The following is a 22,675-nucleotide window of genomic DNA, read 5'->3' as shown; positions in this document are numbered from 1 at the left end:
GTTTCCTACGATGCGGTCATGAAGGAGAGATCCGCGCAGGTCCGTTGGGAACAGCGCACGCAACGGCCGCTGCTGGCGCTGGCGGTGCTGTTCGCCGTCGCCTACGCCGTGCCGATCGTGGACAGCTCGGCGGGCGCGGGGCTGACGCGCGCCTGCACGGTGATCGAGTGGGTGGTGTGGGCCGCCTTCGCGGCCGACTACCTGGTCCGGCTCAAACTGGCCGAGCACCGGCGGGAGTTCGTCCGGCGGCACTGGCTGGACCTGTGCGCGGTGGCGCTGCCGCTGATCCAGCCGCTGCGGCTGCTGCGGCTGGTGTCGACGCTGATGCTGGTCGGCCGACGCGCCCGCATGGCCTCGCAGGTCCGGCTGACCACGTACGTAGTGGGATCCGTGGTCGGCCTAATGATGTTCGGATCACTGGCGGTCCTGTCCGTGGAACGGGACGCACCGGACGGGAACATCAAGACGCTGGGTGACGCGGTGTGGTGGTCCTTCACGACGATGACGACGGTGGGCTACGGCGACCACTCGCCCACCACCGGGCTAGGCCGCGTGATCGCAGTCGGCCTGATGCTCTCCGGGATCGCCTTGCTCGGTGTGGTGACTGCCAACATCGCTGCGTGGTTCATCTCCCGCTTCGAAACGGAGGACGTGGAGGAGCGGCGCCAGACGGAGGCGATCCACCAGCTGACCGAGGAGGTCCGTCAGCTGCGGGCGGAGGTCGCGGCGCTGTCGGAACGGGCGCCGTGACGGGTCAGAACAGACCGCCGCCCGGGGCGCCCGTACCGGCCAGCCAGACCAGGGCCAGGAGGGTGTCGATCGCACCCAGCACCACGGCTATCAGTGCCGGGACCGGGCGGGCGCCGGACCAGGATCGGTTCATCGCGAGCCAGCCGCAGACGATGGCCACCGGGCCCAGGATGATGCCCAGGACGAAGAAACCGGCCACCGCGCAGATGGTTCCGATGATGCCGAGTGTCGCGCGGTCCGGCCCGGACCGTGACCACGTCCGGCCACGCGTGCGGGGGTGCCTGCGCGTTCCCTGTCCGAAGCCCGCCATGGTTCACTCAACTCCCGGGAACCTTTAATCTGTTGGATTCGGTTCCCCGGTCGGGTACCCCGTCCCGCGGGTCTATTCCCCCGGATTCATTCCGCCGGGCTGCCGGCGCGCTGTCCCCCTCCGGCAGCGCGCCGCAGCACCGGTCGCCCTCCTTGCCGTACGAACGTGCCCGAGGAACATGCCGTACGGAGGGCTTGACCCACTGTGACCCGCGGCGCGTGCCGAGGACGAGGACGCTTTAGCTTTGTCACCCTGATAGGGGAAAGCGGGGGCAAACCCCTTGCCGCGTCAGATGTGCGCGGCCCCCGCTCCCGCCTCCGCGTTCTCGCCCCGCTTGGTCAGGAACGCGACGGCGACGGCCACCGCCGCCACACCGGCCGCGACCAGTGACGCGAGGCTCATCCCGGAGAGGAAGGTGTCGTGCGCGACGTCCGTGATCTTGGCGGCGATCGCGTCCGGCGTGCCCGGGGCCACCGGTGCCACACCCACCTGCACCGCCTCGGAGGCCTGCGCCTCCTGAGCCGCGGTCAGTTCCGGAAGGCCCGCGTCCGTCCAGTTCCCGGCGAGGTCGCTGTCGACCTTGGAGGCCATCACGGCGCCCAGCACGGCCGTACCGAGGCTGCCGCCGATCTGCATCGCGGCCTGCTGGAGACCGCCGGCGACACCGGAGAGCTCCATGGGGGCGTTGCCGACGATGACCTCGGTGGCGCCGACCATGACCGGCGCGAGGCCGAGGCCCAGCAGGGCGAACCAGATCGACATCAGCCCGCTGCCGGTGTCCGTCTCCAGGGTGGACATGCCGTACATGGCGATGGCGGTGAGGGCCATGCCGCCCGCCAGCGGCACCCGCGGGCCGACCTTGGTGATCATCGCGCCCGCCAGCGGTGAGCCGACGATCATCATGCCGGTGAGCGGGAGGAGGTGCAGGCCCGCGTCGATCGGGCTCATGCCGTGCACGTTCTGCAGGTAGAACGTCACGAAGAACAGGCCGCCCATGAAGGCGATGGCCATCAGGACCATCAGCACCACACCCGCCGACAGCGGGACCGAGCGGAACAGCCCGAGCGGGATCAGCGGCTCCCGGACCTTGGTCTCCCAGAACGCGAAGAGCCCGAAGAGCACCACCGACGCGACGATGAACGTCCACGTCCGGCCGTCGCCCCAGCCCCACTCCGGCGCCTTGATGAGCGCCCACACCAGGCAGAACATCGCGCCCGACAACAGGCCGATGCCGAGGAGGTCGAAGGAGCGCGGGGCGTTCTCGGCGCGGTGGTCGAGCAGGATCAGCACACCGAGGACGACGGCGAGGATGCCGACCGGCACGTTGATGAAGAACACCGACTGCCAGTTGACGTGCTCGACGAGGACACCGCCGAGGATCGGGCCGCCCGCGGTGGAGGCACCGATGACCATGCCCCAGATGCCGATCGCCATGTTGAGCTTCTCGGCCGGGAAGGTCGCCCGCAGCAGACCGAGCGCGGCCGGCATCAGCAGCGCGCCGAACAGACCCTGGAGCACCCGGAAGGCGACCACCAGTCCGATGCTGCTGGACATGCCGATCGCGCCGGAGGCGGCCGCGAAGCCGATCACACCGATGAGGAAGGTCTGCCGGTGCCCGAAGCGGTCGCCGAGCTTGCCGGCGGTGATGAGAGCGACCGCGAGGGCCAGGAAGTAACCGTTGGTGATCCACTGCACCTCGGCGAAGGTGGCGCCGAGATCCTTCTGGATGGCCGGGTTGGCGATGGCCACGATGGTGCCGTCCAGGGCCACCATCATGACGCCCACGGCGACGGTTATGAGCGTGAACCAGGGGTGCCCACGCAGCCCGGAGGGCGGGACGGCGTCCTGGGGCGCCTTGTCGACGACGGTCTGACTAGTCATGCCGCGAGGCTAATGACAGCCTCTGACAATTGACAAACCAATTCACAAGTCAGTAACTGACGGGTATGCAAACACTGCGTGACCGCAAGAAGCAGCGCACCCGGGACGCGCTGCTGCGCTCGGCCCTGGAGCTGTTCACCACCCGGGGCTACGACGAGACGACGGTCGACGACATCACCGACGCCGTCGAGGTCTCCCAGCGCACCTTCTTCCGTTACTTCGCCAGCAAGGAGGAGGCCGCCTTCGCCGTACAGGAGATGGCGGAGGCGCACTACGTCGAGGCCGTGCGGCTGCGGCCGGCCGGGGAGGCGCCGATGCGGGCGCTGCGGCAGGCCGTGGTGGAGGGCTGGGACGGGCTGCACGAGGTCATCGAGTCCGTGGTGCCGGTGGAGCTGTATCTGCGGATGTACCGGGTGATGGAGTCGACGCCCGCGCTGCTCGCCGCGCATCTGCGGCGCTCGGCGGAGACCGAGGAGCGGATCGCGCGGGTGCTCGCCGAGCGGGAGGGCCTGGACGTGGACGCCGATCCGCGGCCCCGGCTCGCGGTCGCGGTGTTCGGCGGGGTGATGCGGGTGACGGGGCGGCAGTGGAGCCAGAGCGAGGACGTCAGCCTCGCGGGCATCCGGGCCCTGACCGTCGCCTATTTGGAGCAGGTGGGGCCCGCTCTCACGGAAAGCTGGCGCGAAACGTGATCCCCGTCACTCGGTTGACGTGAGACCCGTTCGTTCTCCTAGTGTGTCCTCCCAGTGACTTCCTTCGACACGTCCCCGCAACTGAACGTCTGGCGCGTCCTGCTCGCGCTGGCCGTGGTGTTCGTCATGCTGGCGACCACCGGCTGGACCGCGCTGCGCGACCAGCGCACCACGCCCGCCCTCCAGGCCTCGCGTGCCGCCTGGGAGAACGCCCGGATCGGCGGCCGCGCACTGCCGGACACCGACTCCGCGCCGGCCCGGCTGACCCGCTTCTTCGCCTCGCTCACCGCTGACCAGCGCACCGCCCTGGTGCGCCGCTATCCACTCGCGGTCGGCAACATGAACGGCGCCCCGGTCCGGCTGCGTTACCGCGCCAACCACCTCGCGCTGGCGCAAGCCCGCAAGGTCGAGCGCAAACGCATGCGGGACAGCCGGCTCACGCCCGAGGGACAGCGGGACGCCGGCCGCCGGATGAACCGTTACACGGCGCTGATGAGCCCCGGCCGGCACATCCTCGCCTTCGACCCGGCGGGCTCGGGCCGGGTCGCCGAGGTCTTCGGCGACCTGGACCGGGCCGAGCGGATCTCCGTGGTGGTCCCCGGCGTCAACACCGATGTGCTCACCTTCCAGCGCACCTACCGCAAGTACGCGGCGCCGGTCGGCATGGCGCAGTCGCTGTACGCGGCCGAGCGCACGGCCGATCCGTCGACGCGTACGGCCGTGATCGCCTGGGCCGACTACAGCGCGCCCGGCGGCCTCGGCCTCGACTCGGCCACGGCGGGGCGCGCCGTAGGCGGTGCGGTACGGCTGGACGCGCTGGTGCGGGCGCTGCCCGGCGGATCACCGGTCTCCCTGTTCTGCCACAGCTACGGCTCGGTGGTGTGCGGGGTCGCCGCGCGGACGCTGCCCGGCCGGGTCGCGGACATCGCGGTGGCGGGCAGTCCCGGGATGCGCGCGGCGAAGGCGTCCCACCTGGGCACCTCGGCACGGGTGTGGGCGATGCGGGACACGGACGACTGGGTGCAGGACGTGCCGTACCTGGAGCTCGGCGGGCTGGGGCACGGGGCGGATCCGATGTCCTCGGCGTTCGGGGCGCGGGTGCTGTCGGCGCGGGACGCGCAGGGGCACAGCGGGTACTTCGAGCCCGGCACCGACAGTGTGCGCAACCTCGCGGAGATCGGGGTTGGCACGTACGACGCGGTGGCCTGCGCGGGCGATGACGCGGTCTGCCGGGAGGGTTTGTCCGGCACCACGCCGGTCGGACGCGCGTAGAGAGCGCAGAAACTACGGTCTGCGCGGGGAGGCGACGGAGGGGCGCGTGCCGCATACGATGAGCCGCATGGGTGACGTACTGGCCGGATTTCATGCCGCCTGGGAGTTCGAGTCCGACTCCGTGCTCATCCGTTACGAACGGGGGATTCGAACACCCAAGCTGTTGCAGGCGCTCGGGGAGCGGCGGGTGCCGCTGGCGGCGATCTCGGCGGTGACGCTGACGCCGGGCAGACGCGGCACCGTGGTGCTGCGCGCCGAGCCGCGGGCGGGGGCCGATCCGCTGATGGAGGCGGCCGACGGGCAGCTGAAGGAAGGGTGCGATCCGTATCGTCTGGTGCTGCCGGCCGAGCGGGAGACGCTCGCCGAGTACTACGCCGACGAACTGCGGGCGCAGGTGCAGGACTCCGGTCCGGCGGACCGTTTCCTGGTGGCGGCGCCGGAGGCCCCGCGGTCCTTCAAGGCGTACGACGCCAAGGCGTCCTTCGACGGGCGGACGGTGGCGTTCCGCTGGTTCTGGACGGGGGCCTCCTCCGCGAAGTGGAAGGCCGGGGACCAGTCCTTCGCGATCGGCGACCTGAGCGGGGTCGAGTGGCGCTCCCCCGAGGTCTTCGAGGGGCATCTGCGGCTGCTGCGGCGCGAGGTGGCCGCGCCGCCCGCGCAGGTCGACCAGGATCCGGCCGCGGTGGTGTTCGGGCTGGGGTACGGGCCGGTGCACGAGTCGCTGCCGTTCGCCGCGGCCGTGCTGGCGGCGGTGCGCTCGGCGGCGCCGGCCGTCCCGGCCGCGGTCGCGCCGCGCCGGGATCCCGCCGACATCGCCGAGCGGATCCGCCATCTCGGGGAGCTGCACCAGGCCGGGCTGGTCACCGATGAGGAGTTCTCCTCCAAGAAGGCGGAGTTGCTGGCGGAGCTGTAGGGGCGCGCTGTCCGCTGCCGGCCGGGGGGGGCCGGTCGCGCAGTTCCCCGCGCTCCTGGGCCGCCTGCCCTACTCCCTGCCTGCGGAGGTAAAGGTCATGTCCGGGTACCGGTCGCCCGCCACCTGCTCCGCGATCGGTTCCAGCAGGCCCAGTTCCTCCTCCGTCAGGACGATCCGGGTGGCCGCCGTGTTCTCCTCCACCCGGGCCGGCTTGCGGGTGCCCGGGATCGGGACGACCGGGAGCGCGTGGACCGTCGCCTGCTGCTGGACCCAGGCCAGCGCGATCTGGCCCAGGGAGGCGCCGTGCGCGTCGGCGATCTTGCGGATGGGCGCCAGGAGTGCCGCGTTCGCCGTGGCGTTCTCGCCGGTGAAGCGGGGCTGCCGGCGGCGGAAGTCGTCGGGCGTGAGGTCCTTGTCGGCGGAGCCGAAGGAGCCCGCGAGGAAGCCCCGGCCGAGCGGGGAGTACGGCACCAGCGCCACGCCCAGCTCCCGGGCCGCCGGCACCACCCGCGCCTCGATGTCCCGGCTGAACAGCGACCACTCCGACTGCACGGCGGCGATCGGGTGCACGGCGTGCGCGGCCCGCAGTTCGGTGGCGGTGACCTCGCTCAGGCCCAGGTGCTTGACCTTGCCCTCGCGCACCAGCTCGGCCATGACGGCGACGGTCTCCTCGATGGGGACGTTCACGTCCCGGCGGTGCATGTAGTAGAGGTCGATCACCTCGACGTCCAGGCGCTTCAGGCTCGCCTCGACGGCCTGGCGGACGTACGGCGCGTCGTTGCGGATGATCCGGCGCGTCGGGTCGTCCGGCGGGATGGACAGGGCGAACTTGGTCGCGATGACGACCTCGTCGCGGTGGGCGTTGAAGAAGGGGGACAGGAAGCGTTCGTTCTCGCCGGCGCCGTAGGCGTCCGCCGTGTCGTACAGGGTGACGCCCAGTTCCAGGGCCCGCTCCAGGGTGGCCCTGGACTCCTTCGCGTCCGGGGGGCCGTAGGCGAAGCTCATGCCCATGCAGCCGAGGCCCTGGATCCCGGTCTCGGGGCCGGTGTCGCCCAGGCGTGCGGTCGCGATCGTGCTGTTCTCGGTCATCGGGGCCTCTCCGACGCCAGGGCGAGCCCGGCGTCGCCATAGAAAGCGATCTTGCGGTCGAGCACGGCGAGCGTGTCCTGGAGTTCCGCGATCCGGGCCAGGACGTCCCGGCGGGTCTCCTCCAGCAGTTCGTAGCGCGCGCCGTAGGTGTGGTCGCCCTCGCGCACCAGCTCCGCGTACCGGACCATGTCGGCGACCGGCATGCCGGTCAGCCGGAGCTTGCCGACGAGGTCGAGCCAGTCGAGGTCGCGGTTGCTGTAGCGGCGCTGGCCGGTGTGCGAGCGGTCGATGTGCGGCATCAGGCCGATGCGCTCGTACCAGCGCAGGGTGTGCGCGGTCAGGCCGGTGAGCGCGGCGACCTCGCTGATCGTGTAGCTGTCCTGGCCGTCGGGGCGCCGGTCGGACTGCGGCGGTCCCGCGCAGGTGCCGGTCCCGGTGCCCGTGGTCTCCATCACCGTCATGACCTCAACGCTATGGCCTTCGAGTGCACTCCAAGCAAGCGGAACAGGGCAGAAAACCACGGGACATGACGTGATCGCCGTGGCTAGCGTGCCGGTCATGAGTCTCGTACGCCGTGCCACCGCCGAGGACGCCGCCGAGGTGCTGCGGCTGCGCCAGGTGATGATCGATGCGATGCCCGGAGCCGACACCTCCACCGACTGGCACCCGGCCGGACTGGCGGGCCTGCGGGCGCGGCTGGCCGAGCCGGACGGCGACTTCGCCGCCTTCGTCGTCGATCATCCGGACCGGCCGGACGCCCTCGCCGCGCTGGTGGTGGGGACGGTGGAGTACCGGATCGGCAAGCCGGCCAACCCGCGCGGACTGTCCGGGTACGTCTTCAGCGTGGCCACCGACCCGGACGCCCGCCGCCGGGGCTGCGCCCGCGCCTGCATGGAGTCGCTGCTGGAGTGGTTCCGCGAGCGGGGCGTCGGCCAGGTCGACCTCACGGCCTCCCCCGCCGCCGAGCCGCTGTACGCCTCGCTGGGCTTCGGGCGTACGCCGGACCCCTTCATGCGGCTGATGCTCTGAGCACCCTCGGGCCCGGTGCCCCTTTCGGCCCGGTGTCCGGGCCCCTTTAGGCTCGGTGCCATGAAGAGCCTCGCGTTGATCGAGAACTGGCCGGTCACCACCGCCGCCGCGGCCGTCGTACGGGCCGACGGGACGGTCCTCGGAACGTACGGTCCGGGCGGGCACCGCTTCCCGCTCGCCTCGGTCACCAAGCCGCTGGCCTCGTACGCCGCGCTGGTGGCGTACGAGGAGGGGGCGGTCGAGCTCGACGAGGCGGCGGGGCCGGCCGGCTCGACGGTCCGTCATCTCCTCGCCCACACCTCGGGCCTCGCCTTCGACGAGCACCGGGTGACGGCGCCGCCCGGGGAGCGGCGGCTGTACTCCAACGCCGGTTTCGAGCAGCTCGGGGACCACATCGCCAAGGCCACGGACATCCCGTTCGCGGAGTACCTGCGGCAGGCGGTGCTGGAGCCGCTGGGGATGACGTCGACGTCCCTGGAGGGCTCCCCGGCGAAGGACGGCGTCTCCACGGTGGACGACCTGGCCCGCTTCGCAGCGGAGGTGCAGGCGCCGCGGCTGCTGGACCCGCGGACGGTGGCGCAGGCGATGACGGTGCAGTACCCGGGCACGAAGGGGGTGCTTCCGGGGTACGGCCACCAGAACCCGAACGACTGGGGCCTCGGCTTCGAGATCCGCAACGGCAAGTCCCCGCACTGGACCGGCTCCTCCTCCTCGCCCCGCACCTTCGGCCACTTCGGCCAGTCCGGCACGTTCCTGTGGATCGACCCGGCGGCGGGGGCGGCGTGCGTGGCGCTCACGGACCGGGCGTTCGGCCCGTGGGCGGTGGAGGTGTGGCCGGAACTCACCGACGCGGTCCTGGCCGAACTGCGCTAACCGGCCATCTCCCACATCAGCAGCTCCGCGCCCGTCACGCCGACCGCCTCGACGTCCCTCGCCCCGCCGATCCGGGCCGCGTCCCCCGCCCCCAGCGTCTCCCCGGCCAGCCGCACCTCGCCGCGGACCACATGGACGTAGACGTGCGCCCCGTCCGGGACCGCGGTGCGCTCCCCGGGGGCCAGGCGGCGGACGTGGAGCATCGCTCCGGCCTCGGGGACGGCGTACGGCGTGGAGTCCGCGATGCCGTGGACGATCTCGTAGGCCGGGTCGCCGCCCGGGGTCAGCGGGGCCAGCCAGGTCTGGACGAAGACGAGGGGGGCGGTGCCGTCGTTGCGTTCCACGTGGCGCACGCCCGCCGCCGCGCTCAGCCGCTGGACGTCCCCGGGGCGGACGACCGTCTCGTGGCCCGTGGAGTCGCGGTGGGTCAGTTCGCCCTCCACCACCCACGTCACGATCTCGGTGTGGCTGTGGGGATGCTCGTCGAAGCCCGCTCCCGGGGCCAGCCGCTCCTCGTTGCAGGCGATCATCGTGCCGAAGCGGAGGTTGCCGGGGTCGTAGTGCGGGCCGAAGGAGAAGGCGTGCCGGGAGTCGATTCCTGCCGCCGGGTCGCCGCCTGGGTAGCGCTCGTCGGCGCGCCGTACGTCCATCACGAATCCCACCGTAGACCCCACCGGCGCACGCTCCCGTCCGGATAAGGCACTCTTGTCCCCGTGCCCGAACCCGAAGCCCACGAGCCCGAAGCCGCAGCGCACGCCGCCCACCCGCACCCCGCGACCCTGAAGCGGCTGGAGCAGTCCTCCGGCAGCCTGGCCGCGCAGGCCATCACGCGCATGGACGAGACGCTGCCGTGGTACCGGGCCATGCCCCCGGAGAACCGTTCCTGGATCGGTCTCGTGGCCCAGGCCGGCATCGCCGCCTTCACCGAGTGGTTCCGGCATCCCGACGCCCCGCAGGCCATCTCCACCGATGTGTTCGGCACCGCCCCGCGTGAGCTGACCCGCGCGATCACCCTGCGGCAGACCGTCGAGATGGTGCGCACGACGATCGAGGTCATGGAGTCCGCCATCGACGAGGTGGCGGCCCCGGGCGACGAGTCCGTGCTGCGCGAGGCCCTGCTCGTCTACGCCCGGGAGATCGCCTTCGCCACCGCCCAGGTCTACGCCCAGGCCGCCGAGGCACGCGGTGCCTGGGACGCCCGCCTGGAGTCCCTGGTGGTCAACGCCGTGCTCAGCGGCGAGGCCGACGAAGGCGCCGTGTCCCGGGCCGCGGCCCTCGGCTGGAACTCCCCCGAGCATGTGTGCGTCGTCCTCGGGACCGCCCCCGACGGGGACTCCGAGCTGACCGTCGAGGCCATCCGGCGCGCCGCCCGGCACGCCAAGCTCCAGGTGCTCACCGGGGTGCTCGGCGACCGGCTCGTGGTCATCGCCGGCGGCAGCGACAATCCGCTCGCCGTCGCCAAGTCGCTGATCGGCCCCTATGCCGCCGGGCCCGTCGTCGCCGGGCCCGTGGTGCCCGATCTGCTCGCCGCCACCCGCTCCGCGCAGGCCGCCGCGGCCGGGCTCAAGGCCTGTTCCGCCTGGCAGGACGCCCCGCGCCCGGTCCTGGCGGACGACCTGCTTCCGGAACGTGCCATCGCCGGGGATCCCGGTGCGCGCGAGCAGTTGGTGGAGGAGATCTACAGACCGCTGGAAGAGGCCGGGTCCGCGCTTCTGGAGACCCTCTCCGTCTACCTGGAGCAGGCGAGCAGTCTCGAGGGCGCCGCCCGGATGCTGTTCGTGCATCCCAACACCGTGCGCTACCGGCTTCGACGTGTGACTGACGTCACCGGTTGGTCGCCTTCCGATGTACGTTCAGCGTTCACGCTGCGGATCGCGCTCATCCTGGGACGTCTGGTCGACGGCGATCTCCAGCCCTAGGGTTTTGTCGGAGCTCTACAAAACCCCCTGCTGTTCTTCGTCCTTGTCCCCACGGGCGGCCGTGGCCGTCCCCAAGAGAGAGTGTGAGAGTGCTCGTACTCGTCGCTCCCGGCCAGGGCGCCCAGACGCCCGGCTTCCTGACTCCCTGGCTCGACCTGCCCGGCGCCGCCGACCGCGTCGCCGGCTGGTCCGACGCCGTCGGCCTCGACCTCGTCCACTACGGCACCAAGGCCGACGCGGACGAGATCCGGGACACCTCCGTGGCCCAGCCGCTCCTGGTCGCCGCCGGAATCCTCTCCGCCGCGGCACTGGGTGCCGTGACCCCGGGTGCCGTCGCGGGCCACAGTGTCGGTGAGATCACCGCCGCCGCCTTCGCGGGCGTGCTGGACGACACCGCCGCCCTCACCCTCGTACGCAAGCGGGGCCTGGCCATGGCCGAGGCCGCCGCGATCACCGAGACCGGGATGTCGGCGCTGCTCGGCGGCGACCCGGACACCTCCGTGGCGCACCTGGCGAAGCTCGGCCTGACCCCGGCGAACATCAACGGCGCCGGGCAGATCGTGGCCGCGGGCACCATGGAGCAGCTCGCCGCGCTCACCGAGGACAAGCCCGAGGGCGTGCGCAAGGTCGTCCCGCTGAAGGTCGCCGGCGCCTTCCACACCCACCACATGGCGCCGGCCGTGGACGCGCTGGCCGAGGCCGCCAAGGGGCTCTCGGCGGCCGACCCGGCGGTCCCCTACGTCTCCAACAAGGACGGCCGGACCGTCGCCACCGGCGCCGAGGTGCTGGACCGGCTGGTCGGCCAGGTCGCCAACCCGGTCCGCTGGGATCTGTGCATGGAGACCTTCAAGGAGCTCGGCGTCACCGCGCTGCTGGAGGTGTGCCCCGGCGGCACCCTGACCGGCCTCGCCAAGCGCGCGCTGCCCGGTGTGAAGACGCTCGCCCTGAAGACCCCCGACGACCTCGACGCGGCTCGCGAGCTCATCGCAGAGCACAGCGGCTGACAAGGAGCCCGAAGAGCATGTCGAAGATCAAGCCCAGCAAGGGCGCCCCGTACGCGCGGATCCTCGGTGTGGGCGGCTACCGCCCCACCCGGGTCGTGCCCAACGAGGTGATCCTCGAGAAGATCGACTCGTCCGACGAGTGGATCCGCTCCCGCTCCGGCATCGAGACCCGGCACTGGGCCTCCGACGAGGAGACCGTCGCCGCCATGTCGATCGAGGCGTCCGGCAAGGCGATCGCCGACGCCGGGATCTCCGCCGAGCAGATCGGCGGCGTGATCGTCTCGACCGTCTCGCACTTCAAGCAGACCCCGGCCGTGGCCACCGAGATCGCCGACAAGCTCGGCACGAACAAGGCCGCCGCGTTCGACATCTCCGCCGGCTGCGCGGGCTTCGGCTACGGCCTCACCCTCGCCAAGGGCATGATCGTCGAGGGCAGCGCGGAGTACGTCCTCGTCATCGGCGTGGAGCGGCTCAGCGACCTGACCGACCTGGAGGACCGCGCGACGGCCTTCCTGTTCGGCGACGGCGCGGGCGCGGTCGTCGTGGGCCCCGCCAAGGAGCCGGCCATCGGCCCCACCGTCTGGGGTTCCGAGGGCGACAAGTCCGAGACGATCAAGCAGACCGTGCCGTGGACGGACTACCGCACCGGCGGGGTCGACAAGTTCCCTGCGATCACGCAGGAAGGCCAGGCGGTGTTCCGCTGGGCCGTGTTCGAGATGGCGAAGGTCGCCCAGCAGGCGCTGGACGCGGCCGGAATCAGCCCGGACGACCTGGACGTCTTCATTCCCCACCAGGCCAACGAGCGGATCATCGACTCGATGGTGAAGACGCTGAAACTGCCGGAGCACGTCACGGTCGCCCGCGATGTGCGCACCACCGGCAACACCTCGGCCGCCTCGATTCCGCTCGCGATGGAGCGGCTTCTGGCGACCGGCGAGGCGAAGAGCGGCGACACCGCGCTCGTCATCGGCTTCGGGGCGGGTCTCGTCTACGCCGCCACTGTCGTTACCCTCCCCTAGGCACTCCGTGCCGGATCATCATCAGGTCCGGCCCGGCTGTACTTACCCGCCGCTTCCGCGACGGGCCTGCCAAACCCTCTGGATCACTAAGAAGGAGCGCCTGACATGGCCGCCACTCAGGAAGAGATCGTCGCCGGTCTCGCCGACATCGTGAACGAGATCGCCGGCATCCCGGTCGAGGACGTCCAGCTGGACAAGTCCTTCACCGACGACCTGGACGTCGACTCCCTGTCCATGGTCGAGGTCGTCGTCGCCGCCGAAGAGCGCTTCGACGTCAAGATCCCGGACGAGGACGTGAAGAACCTCAAGACGGTCGGCGACGCGACCGAGTACATCCTCAAGCACCAGGCCTGAGTTTCCGCTTAGGCCGGACGTGCCCGGCCCCGCCACCCGGCGGTGGCGCCGCTGAATCCTCGTATCCCGTTGGAGAAAGAATTCCCGTGAGCTCGACCAATCGCACCGTGGTCGTCACCGGTATCGGCGCAACCACACCGCTGGGTGGCGACGCGGCCTCTACCTGGGAGGGCCTCGTCGCCGGACGTTCCGGTGTCAAGTCCCTGGAGCAGGAGTGGGCCGCCGACCAGGCGGTCCGGATCGCCGCACCGGTCGCCGTGGAGCCGACCGAGGTGATCGCGCGCCCGCAGGCCCGCCGGCTGGACCGCTCGGCGCAGTTCGCGCTGATCGCGGCCAAGGAGGCCTGGGCCGACGCCGGTTTCACCGACAAGGCGGGGGAGGACGGCAACGTCGACCCCGACCGGCTCGGTGCCGTCATCGCCTCCGGCATCGGCGGCGTGACGACCCTGCTCGAACAGTACGACGTGCTCAAGGAGAAGGGCGTCCGCCGCGTCTCCCCGCACACCGTCCCCATGCTGATGCCGAACGGCCCCTCCGCGAACGTGGGCCTGGCGGTGGGCGCCCGCGCGGGCGTGCACACGCCGGTCTCCGCGTGCGCCTCGGGCGCCGAGGCCATCGGCTACGCCATCGAGATGATCCGTTCCGGCCGTGCCGACGTGGTCGTCGCGGGCGGCACCGAGGCGGCGATCCACCCGCTGCCCATCGCCGCGTTCGGCAACATGATGGCGATGTCCAAGAACAACGAGAACCCGCAGGGCGCGTCGCGTCCCTACGACGTCGCCCGCGACGGCTTCGTCCTCGGCGAGGGCGCCGGCGTGATCGTCCTGGAGTCCGCCGAGCACGCCGCCAAGCGCGGGGCGCGGGTGTACGCCGAGGCGGTCGGCCAGGGCGTCTCCGCCGACAGCCACGACATCGTGCAGCCGGAGCCGGAGGGCCGCGGCATCGCGCACGCCCTGCAGAACCTGCTGGACCGCACCGACCTCGCGCCGTCGGAGGTCGTGCACGTCAACGCGCACGCCACCTCGACGCCGGCCGGTGACATCGCCGAGCTGAAGGCACTGCGGAAGGTGTTCGGCGACGACGCCGACCACATCGCGGTGTCCGCGACCAAGTCGATGACCGGGCATCTGCTCGGTGGCGCGGGCGGTGTCGAGACCGTCGCGACCGTGCTCGCCCTGTACCACCGGGTGGCGCCGCCGACCATCAACGTCGAGAACCTCGACCCCGAGGCCGAGGCGCACGCGGACGTGGTCCGCGGCGAGGCCCGCAAGCTGCCGGTCGAGGGCCGCATCGCCGCGCTGAACGACTCGTTCGGCTTCGGCGGGCACAACGTGGTGCTGGCGTTCCGTACGGTCTGATCTCTGTGTCCACGGCGATGGCCCGGACCCCCTCGGGGGTCCGGGCCATCGCCGTGGCGGGGTGGGCTTACACCACCTGGTGAAGCCAGCGCACCGGGGCTCCCTCTCCCGCGTACCGGAACGGCTCCAGTTCGTCGTCCCAGGGCTTGCCGAGGAGCTTGAGCAGTTCGGCCTCCAGGTCCGTCTCCCCGCGCTGGCTGCGCAGCAGCGCGGCGCGCAGCCGGTCCTCGGGGATCAGGATGTCGCCGTGCATGCCGGTGACGGCGTGGAAGATGCCGAGGTCGGGGGTGCAGCTGTAGCGCTCGCCCTCGGCGGTGGGGCAGGGCTCGGCGGTGACCTCGAAGCGCAGCAGGTGCCAGCCTCTGAGGGCCGACGCCAGCTTGGAGGCCGTGCCCACCTCGCCCTTCCAGGAGAACTCCGAGCGCCAGGTGCCGGGCGCGGCGGGCTGCCGGATCCAGTCGAGGCTGACGCGTGTGCCGAGCACCCCGGCGACGGCCCACTCGACGTGCGGGCACAGCGCGCGCGGCGCGGAGTGCACGTACAGAACTCCACGTGTCGTCACCGGGACCTCCGGGCAGAGCGGGACATCTTGCGAACCGACGGACGGCGGTGGCCGGGCAGCCACGCTGATGGCGAGGCTACCGTGCGGCGGCGCAAGGAGTGTGACGTACCGTCGGTCCCGGTGCCGTGAAACGCCCGCCATTCACTCGGCAGGACCCCTGTGCGGGGTGGATCCGCCGCCTCGCGCGCGCTCGGGAACTCCCACGCGTTGTATGGGGAGGGGAGCAGTAGCCGACGAGCGAGGGGAGCAGCAGCGGATGCGGAAGACCGGTCACCGCGCACGAACCGTGCTCGCCGTGCTGTCCGCGGCCGTCCTGGGCCTCACCGGCTGTGACGCCGTGGGGGGCAATTCGCCGGGGCCGTCGGGGACGGACGCGCAGCGCGTGAAGCCGAAGCCGACGCCGGTGTGGGACCGCAGCCCGGAGTCGGTCGCGGCCGTCGGGGACTCCATCACCACCGGTTTCGACGCCTGTTCGGTGCTCTCGGACTGCCCCGAGGTGTCGTGGGCGACCGGCAGCAGCGAGAAGGTGGACAGTCTCGCCGTACGGCTGCTGGGTGAGGCGCGGGCGGCCGGGCGGAGCTGGAACTACGCGGTGACCGGGGCCCGGATGGCGGACCTTCCCGGGCAGATGGCGCAGGCGGCGACCCGCAAGCCGGAGCTGGTCACGGTGCTGGCCGGGGCGAACGACGCCTGCCGGAACACCACCGCGGCGATGACGTCGGTGGCAGACTTCCGGGCGCAGTTCGAGGAGGCGATGCGCACGCTGCGCGGGGCGCTGCCGAAGGCGCAGGTGTATGTGGCGAGCGTGCCGGATCTGAAGCGGCTGTGGTCGCAGGGGCGGACCAGTGCGCTGGGCAAGCAGGTGTGGAAGCTGGGCATCTGCCCGTCGATGCTCGGGGACGCGGACTCGCTGGACGCGGCGGCGACCCTGCGCCGGGAGACGGTGCGAAAGCGGGTGGAGGACTACAACGCGGTGCTGAAGGAGGTCTGCGCGAAGGACCGGCGGTGCCGGTCCGACGGGGGCGCGGTGTACGCCTACCGGTTCGGGACGGAGCAGCTGAGCCGCTGGGACTGGTTCCATCCGAGCGTGAACGGCCAGGCGAGGCTGGCCGAGATCGCCTACCGGACCGTCACGGCGAAAACCTCGTGATTTAAGGTTCCGCACATGAACGAACTCTTCGGCACACTTTCCGACGGAACGGCCGTGCACCGCTGGACGCTGGAGCGGGCCGGGGTGCGGGTGCGGGTGCTGACGTACGGCGGGATCGTGCAGTCGCTGGAGGTGCCGGACCGGGACGGGGCCGCCGGGGACGTGGTGCTGGGGTTCGCGGACCTGGACGGCTACCGGGCGCATCGGGGGCCGTACTTCGGCGCCCTGGTGGGGCGGTACGCCAACCGGATCGCGGGGGGCCGCTTCACGCTGGACGGGCGGGCGTACGCGCTGCCGCGCAATGACGGCCCGAACTGTCTGCACGGCGGGGAGCGCGGCTTCGACGAGCGGGTGTGGGAGGCGGAGCCGGTCGAGCACGGGGTGCGGCTGAGCCGGGCCGCCGGGCACGGCGAGGAGGGCTTCCCGGGCCGGCTGGAGGTGTCGGCGACGTACACGCTGGACGACGGCGGGGCGCTGCGGATCGCGTACGAGGCGGTGACGGACGCGCCGACCGTGGTGAACCTGACGAACCACAGCTACTTCAACCTGGCCGGGCCCGAGGCGGGCAACGCGGGCGGGCACGAACTGCGGATCGCCGCCTCCCGGTTCACGTCCGTGGACGCGGATCTGATCCCGGTCGGCCTGGAGCCGGTCGAGGGCAGCCGGTTCGACTTCCGCGCGGCGCGCAAGGTGGGCGCGGGCTACGACCACAACTTCGTGCTCGACAAGGGCGTGACCGAGGCCCCGGTGGAGGTGGCCGAACTGTACGACCCGGGGTCCGGCCGGGTCCTGACGGTGTCGACGACCGAGCCGGGACTCCAGCTGTACACCGCCGACCATCTCGACGCGCCCTTCGCGCCCGGCGACGGCATCGCCCTGGAGACCCAGCACTTCCCCGACTCCCCGAACCGGCCGGAGTTCCCGAGCACGGTGCTGCGGCCCGGCGAGGTGTTCCGCTCGGCGACGGTGTACGCCTTCTCCCGCAGGTAGGCATGGTCGAGCCCCGGTCCGGGCGTCAGGTCCCGGACCGGGGCTGTCCGTGGGGAACGTGTCCCGACTCAGACGTTAATCGTCCCGGTGAGCCTGCGGTCGGTGATCGAGCGGCCCGCCTGGATCTCGTACGAACCCTTCACACATGACCATGAGGTGGTCTTCTCGTCCCAGATCTCGAAAGCGCGGCGCGGAATCTCCACGACGGCCTCGACCGTCTCCCCCGGATCCGCCGTCACCTGCGTGAATCCGGCCAGCACCCGCGCCGGACGCTCGGCGTCGTGCTCCACCGGGGCCAGGTACAGCTGCACGACCTCGCGCCCGGCCCGGTCGCCGGTGTTGCGGACGCGGATCCGCGCGGTCCGGCCGTCGAGCTCCAGCGACTGGTAGGCCCACTCGGTGTAACCGAGGCCGTGCCCGAAGGGGTACGAGGGCGTGCGGCCCGCCTTGTCCCAGGCCCGGTAGCCGATGAAGACGCCCTCGGTGTACGGGAGTTCGCCGCCCGTGGGCACGACCTGGGTGACCGGGGCGTCGGCCAGGGAGCCCCAGGTGGTGGGCAGCCGGCCGCCGGGCTCCCGCGCGCCGGTCAGGACGTCGGCCAGGGCCGCGCCGCCCTCCTGGCCGGGGAACCAGCTCAGCAGGACGGCGGCGACGTCCTCGCGCCAGGGGAGTTCCACCGGGGAGCCGGAGTTGACGACCACGACGGTGTTCGGGTTGGCGGCGGCGACGGCGCGCACCAGGTCGTCCTGGCGGCCGGGGAGGTTCAGGTCGGCGCGGTCGAAGCCCTCGGACTCCACCCGGTCGGTGGTGGCGACGACGACCACGACCGTGTCGGCGGCGCGCGCGGCTTCGACGGCCTCGGCGATCAGCTCGTCGGGGTCGCGCCGCGGCTCCTGGTGGGCGAGCGCGAAGCCGACGGCCCTGACCGGGGCGCCCTCGGGGAAGCGCACGACGTGGGTGAGGGAGACGTCGACGCGCTGCCCGGCGGTCAGTTCGGCCTCGGCGCGGGGTTCGGGGGCGCCGAAGAAGCTGATGAAGGGGTCGTCGCGGTCGGTGCCCTGGACGTCGTCGTAGTGGGTGGTGCCGTCGACGGTGAGGGTGAAGGCGCCGAGGCCCTTGATGCCGAAGGTGTGCCGGCCGGTCTCGCGCGGGGTGTAGGTGCCGGTCAGTTCGACGCTGTGCAGGGTGTCGTGGGTGACGCCGTCGGGGAGGTCGGAACCCATCCACTGGATCTGGCCGTTGGGCGCGGAGGCGGTGCCGATGACCTGTCCCGCGGCGTCGCGGCAGATGGCCCGCAGCGCGAATCCCTGGGCGGCGACGGCGAGTTCGGTGGTCGGGTCGGCGCCGACGGCGTAGCGCAGGGTGCCCTCGGGGAGGGCGGCGGTGAGGCCGTCGAGCGGGGAGACGGTCCGGGCGGGGAAGACGGTGGCGGAGCCGCCGCCGAGGATCCGGGCGTCGCGGGCGGCGGCGCCGATCAGCGCGACCGTGCCGGACTTCAGTGGCAGTGCCCCCTGGTTGCGGACCAGGACGAAGGAGCGGTGGGCGATCTCGCGGGCCAGCGCCGCGCCGTCGACCTGGGCGGGCGGTTCGGTCACCGCCGGTTCGGCCCCGTCCAGGGCGCCGACCCGGGCGGCGAGCCGCAGCACATGGCGTACGGCGGTGTCGACGGCGGTCTCCTCGACCTCGCCCGCGCGTACGGCCGCCGCCAGGGCCTCGCCGTACACCGTGTCGGGGCCCGGCATGGCGACGTCGAGGCCGCCCGCGATGGCGCCGGTGGTGGAGCGGGCGGCCGTCCAGTCGGAGACGTTGAACCCGTCGAAGCCCCACTCGCCGCGCAGCACCTCGTTCACCAGGTGGTGGTGCTCGGTCATCGTGGTGCCGTTGACCGTGTTGTAGGCGGTCATGATGCCCCACGGGTGGGCGTTCTCCACGATGGTCTCGAAGGGCGCCAGGTACAGCTCGCGCAGGGCGCGTTCGCTCACCAGGTTGTTCACGGTGAAGCGGTCGGTCTCGGCGTCGTTGGCGACGAAGTGCTTGACGGTGGTACCGACACCGCCGGACTGGACGCCGCTGACATAGCCCGCGCCGATCAGCCCGGTGAGGTACGGGTCCTCGCTGTACGCCTCGAAGTGCCGGCCGCCCAGCGGCGAGCGGTGCAGATTGACGGTGGGCGCCAGCAGGACGTGGACGCCCTTGCGGCGGGCCTCCTGGGCGAGGAGCACGCCGGCCCGGCGGGCCAGCTCCGGGTCCCAGGTGGCGGCGAGCGCGGTCGGGGAGGGCAGGGCGACGGAGGGGTCGTCGGCGGTCCAGCGCACACCCCGGACGCCGATCGGGCCGTCGGACATCACCAGCGACTTCAGGCCGATCTCCGGCAGGGCGGGCAGCGTCCACATGTCCTGGCCGGCGAGCAGTCGGGCCTTGGCGTCGAGGTCGAGCCGGGCGAGGGCTGCCTCGACGGCCGTCTCACGTGCGTCGTCGGCCTGGGTGCGGGTTCCCGCCATGGCGGTGCCTCCTCGTCGAGTCCGTGCTGTGCCTCCATCCTGCATCGGGCGCCTGTAGGCCGGTAGGTTTCGTTATCTTGCTGTAATATTGGTGGTCGGTCGAGGCTGCCGTACGGTGACGCCATGAACGCGAGGGTCAGGAGTGAGGAGCGCCGCGCCGAGATCGTGCGGGCGGCCCTGGCGGTGATCGCCGAGCGCGGTTACCGGGGCGCCAGCCTCGCCGCGGTGGCGGAGCGGGTCGGGCTCACCCAGCAGGGGCTGCTGCACTACTTCCCGACGAAGGACGCGCTGCTGGTCGCCGTGCTCACCGACCGCGACCAGTGGGACGCGGTGCCGGACACCCGGTGGCGGGTCGACCTGCTGGCCTCGCTGGTGGAGTACAACGCCATGCGGCCCGGCATCATCCAGACCTTCTCGGCGCTGCTCGGCGAGAGCGTCACGGAGGGCCACCCGGCCCGCGAGTACTTCACGCGGCGCTACACCCGCGTCCGCGCGAGCATGGCGGAGGTGCTGCGCACCGAGTACGGCGACCGCCTGCCGAACGGCCTCACCCCGGAACGCACCGCGCCGCTGCTGGTGGCCGTCATGGACGGGCTGCAGTACCAGTGGCTGCTGGACCCGGAGTCGGTGGACATGCCGGGCGCGTTCCGGGACTTCCTCACCCTGCTGGGCGAGGAGTGACCGCGGCCACCACCTCGATCTGGATCATCGCCGCGGGTCTCGGCGTGACCCTGGTCCCGGCGCTCGCGGCGGCGTCCGTCCGCCCGGACATCGCCCTCCTGCCGGTGCTCGACGAGGACGCGCCCCGGCGGGCGGTGTACGCGGCGACGGCACGCGGGCGCTCGCTCACCCCGGCCGGTGAGGCGTTCCTGACGGCGCTGCGGGAGGGTGCGGGGACGGTTCCGGTGCCGTGAAGCGGGGAAGCGAGCTCTCACCACGCCCCTCCACCGCACCGGAAGGACCAGAAACCCCTTGAACTGCATACGAGTTGGGATCTGTGCCCTGGGACTGGCCCTGGCCGCCACACTGACCGCCCCCACCAGCGCGACCGCCGCGGAGTCACCCACCGTCGAGGAGCAGCGGCTCGACCGCGCGGTGCCCCAGGAGATCCTCCGGCGGTCCGGATTCGACGCCGTGACCGCGGAGTTCACGCGTGAGCTGCGCGGGGCCCGGTCCTACGCGCAGGCCCGCGCCGTCGTCGTACGCGAAGGGTCCGCGCTGTGGCGGCGGGCCGTGGAGCGGGCGCAGGGGCGGGGGCCCGCGGCCGGGGACCTGAGCCGGGACGACGACCGGCCGCTGTACTGGGCGCGGCTCGCGATGACGCGGGAGGTGCGGGCCTGGGAGCCGGAGTTCGGGCTCTCCGACCGGCAAAGGGACGAGCTGCTCGGGCAGTTGGAGCGGACCTCGCGTGGACAGGGCGCGATCCGCTATCCGCACGGCGCGGGGCTGAAGCGGATCCTGCTCACCGGGTTCGATCCGTTCACCCTGGACCGGGACATCCGGATCTCCAACCCCTCCGGGGCGACCGCGCTCGCGCTCGACGGGACGGTGATCGAGACCGCGCAGGGGCCCGCCCGGATCGAGACCGCGGTGTTCCCGGTGCGCTGGCGGGACTTCACCGACGCAACCGTGGAGCGGACGCTGCGGCCGTATCTGCGGGGCGTCGATCTGCTCACCACCGTGAGCCAGGGCCGGGTCGGGCGGTTCGACATCGAGCGGACCAACGGGGCCTGGCGGGGCGGCTTCCCGGACAACGACACCATCGGCCGCACCGAGACCGTCCCGGTGAGCGATCCGGCCTCGCAGCCGCAGTGGACGACGACGACCCTGCCGTACGAGCGGATCGTGGCCGCGGCGACCGGGCCGTTCCCCGTGTACGACAACACCGCCGTGACCGAGATCCCGGCGGGCAGGACGGAGCCGGTGGTGCGGCCGGACGGGCCGACGGCGGGGTCGACCGCGCGGGCCGGGGGCGGCGGGAACTACCTGTCCAACGAGATCGCCTACCGGGCGACGCTGCTGCGGGACCGGCTCGGGCTGCACGGGACGCTGCCCGCCGGGCATGTGCACACGCCCGTGCTGCAGTTCGCGGCCGGCAACACCTCCGAGGTCACCGACCCCGAGTTCGTGCGCAACCGGCTGGACATCATCGCCCAGGTACGGGCGATCCTGACGGCCGCGATGAGCGGGCCCGTCACGCGCTGACGCCCTTGGCCGCCCCCTCGCCGTTCTCCTCCAGGGTCTCCTCACCGAGGAGATCGCGGGCCATGAGCGTGGCCCCCGCCACCGCGCCCGGCATCAGGAAGATCGCGACGAACGGCACCACGAAGGCCACGGCGAGGGGCGTGCCGAAGCCCCACACCAGCGTCTTGCGGGAGCGCAGCAGGCGCAGGCGGTCCCGGGCCTCGACACCGCGGCGCTGCAGGGCGACCGAGGTGAGCTCCTCGGTGAGGAAGAAGCCGGTGACGACGAACCCGATCACCGGCACGACCGTCTGCCCGACGACCGGGACGAACCCGAGGGCGAAGAGCAGCACCCCCCAGAACACGGCCCGCACGACGATCCGCAGGCTGTCGCGGACCGAGATCCACAGCTCGCGCCAGAGCGGCAGCCCCGACTCGGGGGCGGTGCCGTCCGGGGAGACGTCCCGGTCGACCTTCTCGGAGAGGTTCTCGTAGAAGGGCTGGCCGATCAGCAGCGTGACCGCGGTGAAGGTGATGGCGGTGAGCAGGAGCGCGAGGGCGAAGAGCAGGCCGGTCAGGAAGCCGCGGAAGAGCCCGGGCCAGGGGCTCGGCCAGTCGTCGGCGAACGGCGTGGACCAGGCCACCAGGTCGTCGCCCCACAGCACGAGGGAGACCAGCGCCGCCGCGTACAGAACGAGGGTGATCAGGCCGGGAATCAGCCCGAAACCGTACTGCTTGCCGTGCCGGGCCACCCACCGCTGGCCCTTCAGGAGATAGCGGAAACCCACCCCAAGATCGCGCATGACCGAACTCTATCGGTAGGGGC

At 72.1% G+C, this 22,675-nt stretch carries 24 protein-coding genes; 16 read left to right on the top strand and 8 right to left on the bottom strand.

What is annotated here, in order from left to right:
* Positions 1-18: 18 nt before the first annotated feature.
* Complete coding sequence (locus ACWD1Z_RS19505; RefSeq protein ID WP_451120164.1) at positions 19-750, top strand: potassium channel family protein; 732 nt, start codon at positions 19-21, stop codon at positions 748-750.
* Between the two features lie 4 nt (positions 751-754).
* Here the strand turns inward: ACWD1Z_RS19505 and ACWD1Z_RS19500 are convergent, their stop codons facing one another.
* Positions 755-1,060 carry a small hydrophobic protein gene (locus tag ACWD1Z_RS19500; protein ID WP_451120162.1) on the bottom strand — a complete coding sequence of 102 codons (306 nt, stop codon included), beginning with the start codon at positions 1,058-1,060 and terminating at the stop codon, positions 755-757.
* 288 nt (positions 1,061-1,348) lie between these two features.
* Positions 1,349-2,941: an MFS transporter gene (locus ACWD1Z_RS19495; protein ID WP_451120160.1), complete on the bottom strand. Its 1,593-nt coding sequence runs from the start codon at positions 2,939-2,941 to the stop codon at positions 1,349-1,351.
* A 65-nt stretch (positions 2,942-3,006) separates the two neighbouring features.
* Between ACWD1Z_RS19495 and ACWD1Z_RS19490 the strand changes: the two genes are divergently transcribed.
* From ACWD1Z_RS19490 to ACWD1Z_RS19480, 3 genes are read left to right on the top strand one after another with little or no spacing between them, the layout of a single operon-like run.
* Positions 3,007-3,633: a TetR family transcriptional regulator gene (locus ACWD1Z_RS19490; protein ID WP_451120158.1), complete on the top strand. Its 627-nt coding sequence runs from the start codon at positions 3,007-3,009 to the stop codon at positions 3,631-3,633.
* Positions 3,634-3,687: 54 nt separating this feature from the next.
* Positions 3,688-4,905, top strand: coding sequence for an alpha/beta hydrolase (locus ACWD1Z_RS19485; protein WP_451120156.1), 1,218 nt, complete (start codon positions 3,688-3,690; stop codon positions 4,903-4,905).
* Positions 4,906-4,963: 58 nt separating this feature from the next.
* Entirely contained in the window at positions 4,964-5,818 is an 855-nt protein-coding gene (locus tag ACWD1Z_RS19480) for a DUF4429 domain-containing protein (RefSeq protein ID WP_451120379.1), read from the top strand.
* Between the two features lie 69 nt (positions 5,819-5,887).
* Here the strand turns inward: ACWD1Z_RS19480 and ACWD1Z_RS19475 are convergent, their stop codons facing one another.
* Together ACWD1Z_RS19475 and ACWD1Z_RS19470 are read right to left on the bottom strand one after the other, a co-directional pair.
* A complete protein-coding gene (locus ACWD1Z_RS19475; RefSeq protein WP_451120154.1) occupies positions 5,888-6,907 on the bottom strand; it encodes an aldo/keto reductase in 1,020 nt (339 codons plus the stop codon).
* Positions 6,904-7,368: a MerR family transcriptional regulator gene (locus ACWD1Z_RS19470; RefSeq protein ID WP_451120152.1), complete on the bottom strand. Its 465-nt coding sequence runs from the start codon at positions 7,366-7,368 to the stop codon at positions 6,904-6,906. Before ACWD1Z_RS19470 ends, ACWD1Z_RS19475 begins: the two co-directional genes overlap by 4 nt.
* A gap of 97 nt (positions 7,369-7,465) precedes the next feature.
* Between ACWD1Z_RS19470 and ACWD1Z_RS19465 the strand changes: the two genes are divergently transcribed.
* Entirely contained in the window at positions 7,466-7,936 is a 471-nt protein-coding gene (locus tag ACWD1Z_RS19465; RefSeq protein ID WP_451120151.1) for a GNAT family N-acetyltransferase, read from the top strand.
* Positions 7,937-7,996: 60 nt separating this feature from the next.
* Positions 7,997-8,809, top strand: a complete 813-nt coding sequence (locus tag ACWD1Z_RS19460; protein ID WP_451120149.1) for a serine hydrolase domain-containing protein — start codon at positions 7,997-7,999, stop codon at positions 8,807-8,809.
* Here the strand turns inward: ACWD1Z_RS19460 and ACWD1Z_RS19455 are convergent.
* The gene (locus tag ACWD1Z_RS19455; RefSeq protein ID WP_451120377.1) at positions 8,806-9,459 is read right to left on the bottom strand and encodes a pirin family protein; all 654 of its coding nucleotides are present in this window, start codon (positions 9,457-9,459) and stop codon (positions 8,806-8,808) included. The genes ACWD1Z_RS19460 and ACWD1Z_RS19455 overlap by 4 nt on opposite strands.
* A 63-nt stretch (positions 9,460-9,522) precedes the next feature.
* Here ACWD1Z_RS19455 and fasR point away from each other — a divergent pair, with 63 nt between their 5' ends.
* From fasR to ACWD1Z_RS19430, 5 genes are all read left to right on the top strand, one after another.
* Complete coding sequence (fasR, locus tag ACWD1Z_RS19450; RefSeq protein WP_451120148.1) at positions 9,523-10,728, top strand: fatty acid biosynthesis transcriptional regulator FasR; 1,206 nt, start codon at positions 9,523-9,525, stop codon at positions 10,726-10,728.
* Positions 10,729-10,817: 89 nt separating this feature from the next.
* Entirely contained in the window at positions 10,818-11,732 is a 915-nt protein-coding gene (locus ACWD1Z_RS19445) for an ACP S-malonyltransferase (RefSeq protein ID WP_451120146.1), read from the top strand.
* 17 nt (positions 11,733-11,749) lie between these two features.
* Positions 11,750-12,751: a beta-ketoacyl-ACP synthase 3 gene (locus ACWD1Z_RS19440; RefSeq protein WP_451120144.1), complete on the top strand. Its 1,002-nt coding sequence runs from the start codon at positions 11,750-11,752 to the stop codon at positions 12,749-12,751.
* Positions 12,752-12,856: 105 nt separating this feature from the next.
* Positions 12,857-13,105, top strand: coding sequence for an acyl carrier protein (locus ACWD1Z_RS19435; protein WP_043500565.1), 249 nt, complete (start codon positions 12,857-12,859; stop codon positions 13,103-13,105).
* 86 nt (positions 13,106-13,191) lie between these two features.
* Positions 13,192-14,463: a beta-ketoacyl-[acyl-carrier-protein] synthase family protein gene (locus ACWD1Z_RS19430; protein ID WP_389416250.1), complete on the top strand. Its 1,272-nt coding sequence runs from the start codon at positions 13,192-13,194 to the stop codon at positions 14,461-14,463.
* 67 nt (positions 14,464-14,530) lie between these two features.
* Here the strand turns inward: ACWD1Z_RS19430 and ACWD1Z_RS19425 are convergent, their stop codons facing one another.
* Positions 14,531-15,025, bottom strand: a complete 495-nt coding sequence (locus ACWD1Z_RS19425; protein ID WP_250078543.1) for a DUF3145 domain-containing protein — start codon at positions 15,023-15,025, stop codon at positions 14,531-14,533.
* Between the two features lie 256 nt (positions 15,026-15,281).
* Between ACWD1Z_RS19425 and ACWD1Z_RS19420 the strand changes: the two genes are divergently transcribed.
* Positions 15,282-16,175 carry an SGNH/GDSL hydrolase family protein gene (locus ACWD1Z_RS19420; RefSeq protein WP_451120141.1) on the top strand — a complete coding sequence of 298 codons (894 nt, stop codon included), beginning with the start codon at positions 15,282-15,284 and terminating at the stop codon, positions 16,173-16,175.
* A gap of 15 nt (positions 16,176-16,190) precedes the next feature.
* Complete coding sequence (locus ACWD1Z_RS19415) at positions 16,191-17,165, top strand: aldose epimerase family protein (protein ID WP_451120139.1); 975 nt, start codon at positions 16,191-16,193, stop codon at positions 17,163-17,165.
* A gap of 68 nt (positions 17,166-17,233) precedes the next feature.
* Here ACWD1Z_RS19415 and ACWD1Z_RS19410 read toward each other — a convergent pair whose 3' ends face one another.
* Positions 17,234-19,666 carry a glycoside hydrolase family 3 protein gene (locus ACWD1Z_RS19410; RefSeq protein WP_451120137.1) on the bottom strand — a complete coding sequence of 811 codons (2,433 nt, stop codon included), beginning with the start codon at positions 19,664-19,666 and terminating at the stop codon, positions 17,234-17,236.
* 105 nt (positions 19,667-19,771) lie between these two features.
* Here ACWD1Z_RS19410 and ACWD1Z_RS19405 point away from each other — a divergent pair, with 105 nt between their 5' ends.
* The 3 genes from ACWD1Z_RS19405 to ACWD1Z_RS19395 are packed head-to-tail and all read left to right on the top strand — an operon-like array spanning position 19,772 to position 21,871.
* A complete protein-coding gene (locus ACWD1Z_RS19405; protein WP_451120375.1) occupies positions 19,772-20,347 on the top strand; it encodes a TetR/AcrR family transcriptional regulator in 576 nt (191 codons plus the stop codon).
* Positions 20,344-20,580 (top strand): LysR substrate-binding domain-containing protein, encoded by a 237-nt coding sequence (locus tag ACWD1Z_RS19400; RefSeq protein WP_451120135.1) that lies wholly within the window; start codon positions 20,344-20,346, stop codon positions 20,578-20,580. The genes ACWD1Z_RS19405 and ACWD1Z_RS19400 overlap by 4 nt, the downstream gene beginning before the upstream one ends.
* A 58-nt stretch (positions 20,581-20,638) precedes the next feature.
* Positions 20,639-21,871: a pyroglutamyl peptidase gene (locus ACWD1Z_RS19395; protein ID WP_451120133.1), complete on the top strand. Its 1,233-nt coding sequence runs from the start codon at positions 20,639-20,641 to the stop codon at positions 21,869-21,871.
* Here ACWD1Z_RS19395 and ACWD1Z_RS19390 read toward each other — a convergent pair.
* Positions 21,861-22,652, bottom strand: coding sequence for an EI24 domain-containing protein (locus tag ACWD1Z_RS19390; protein ID WP_451120131.1), 792 nt, complete (start codon positions 22,650-22,652; stop codon positions 21,861-21,863). The two genes, ACWD1Z_RS19395 and ACWD1Z_RS19390, sit on opposite strands and share 11 nt — an antisense overlap.
* Positions 22,653-22,675: the final 23 nt, after the last annotated feature.

Source organism: Streptomyces sp. NPDC002784 (genome assembly GCF_053592135.1).
The sequence above is the reverse complement of the archived record's forward strand: the minus strand, read 5'-3'. Positions and strand labels throughout refer to the sequence as shown.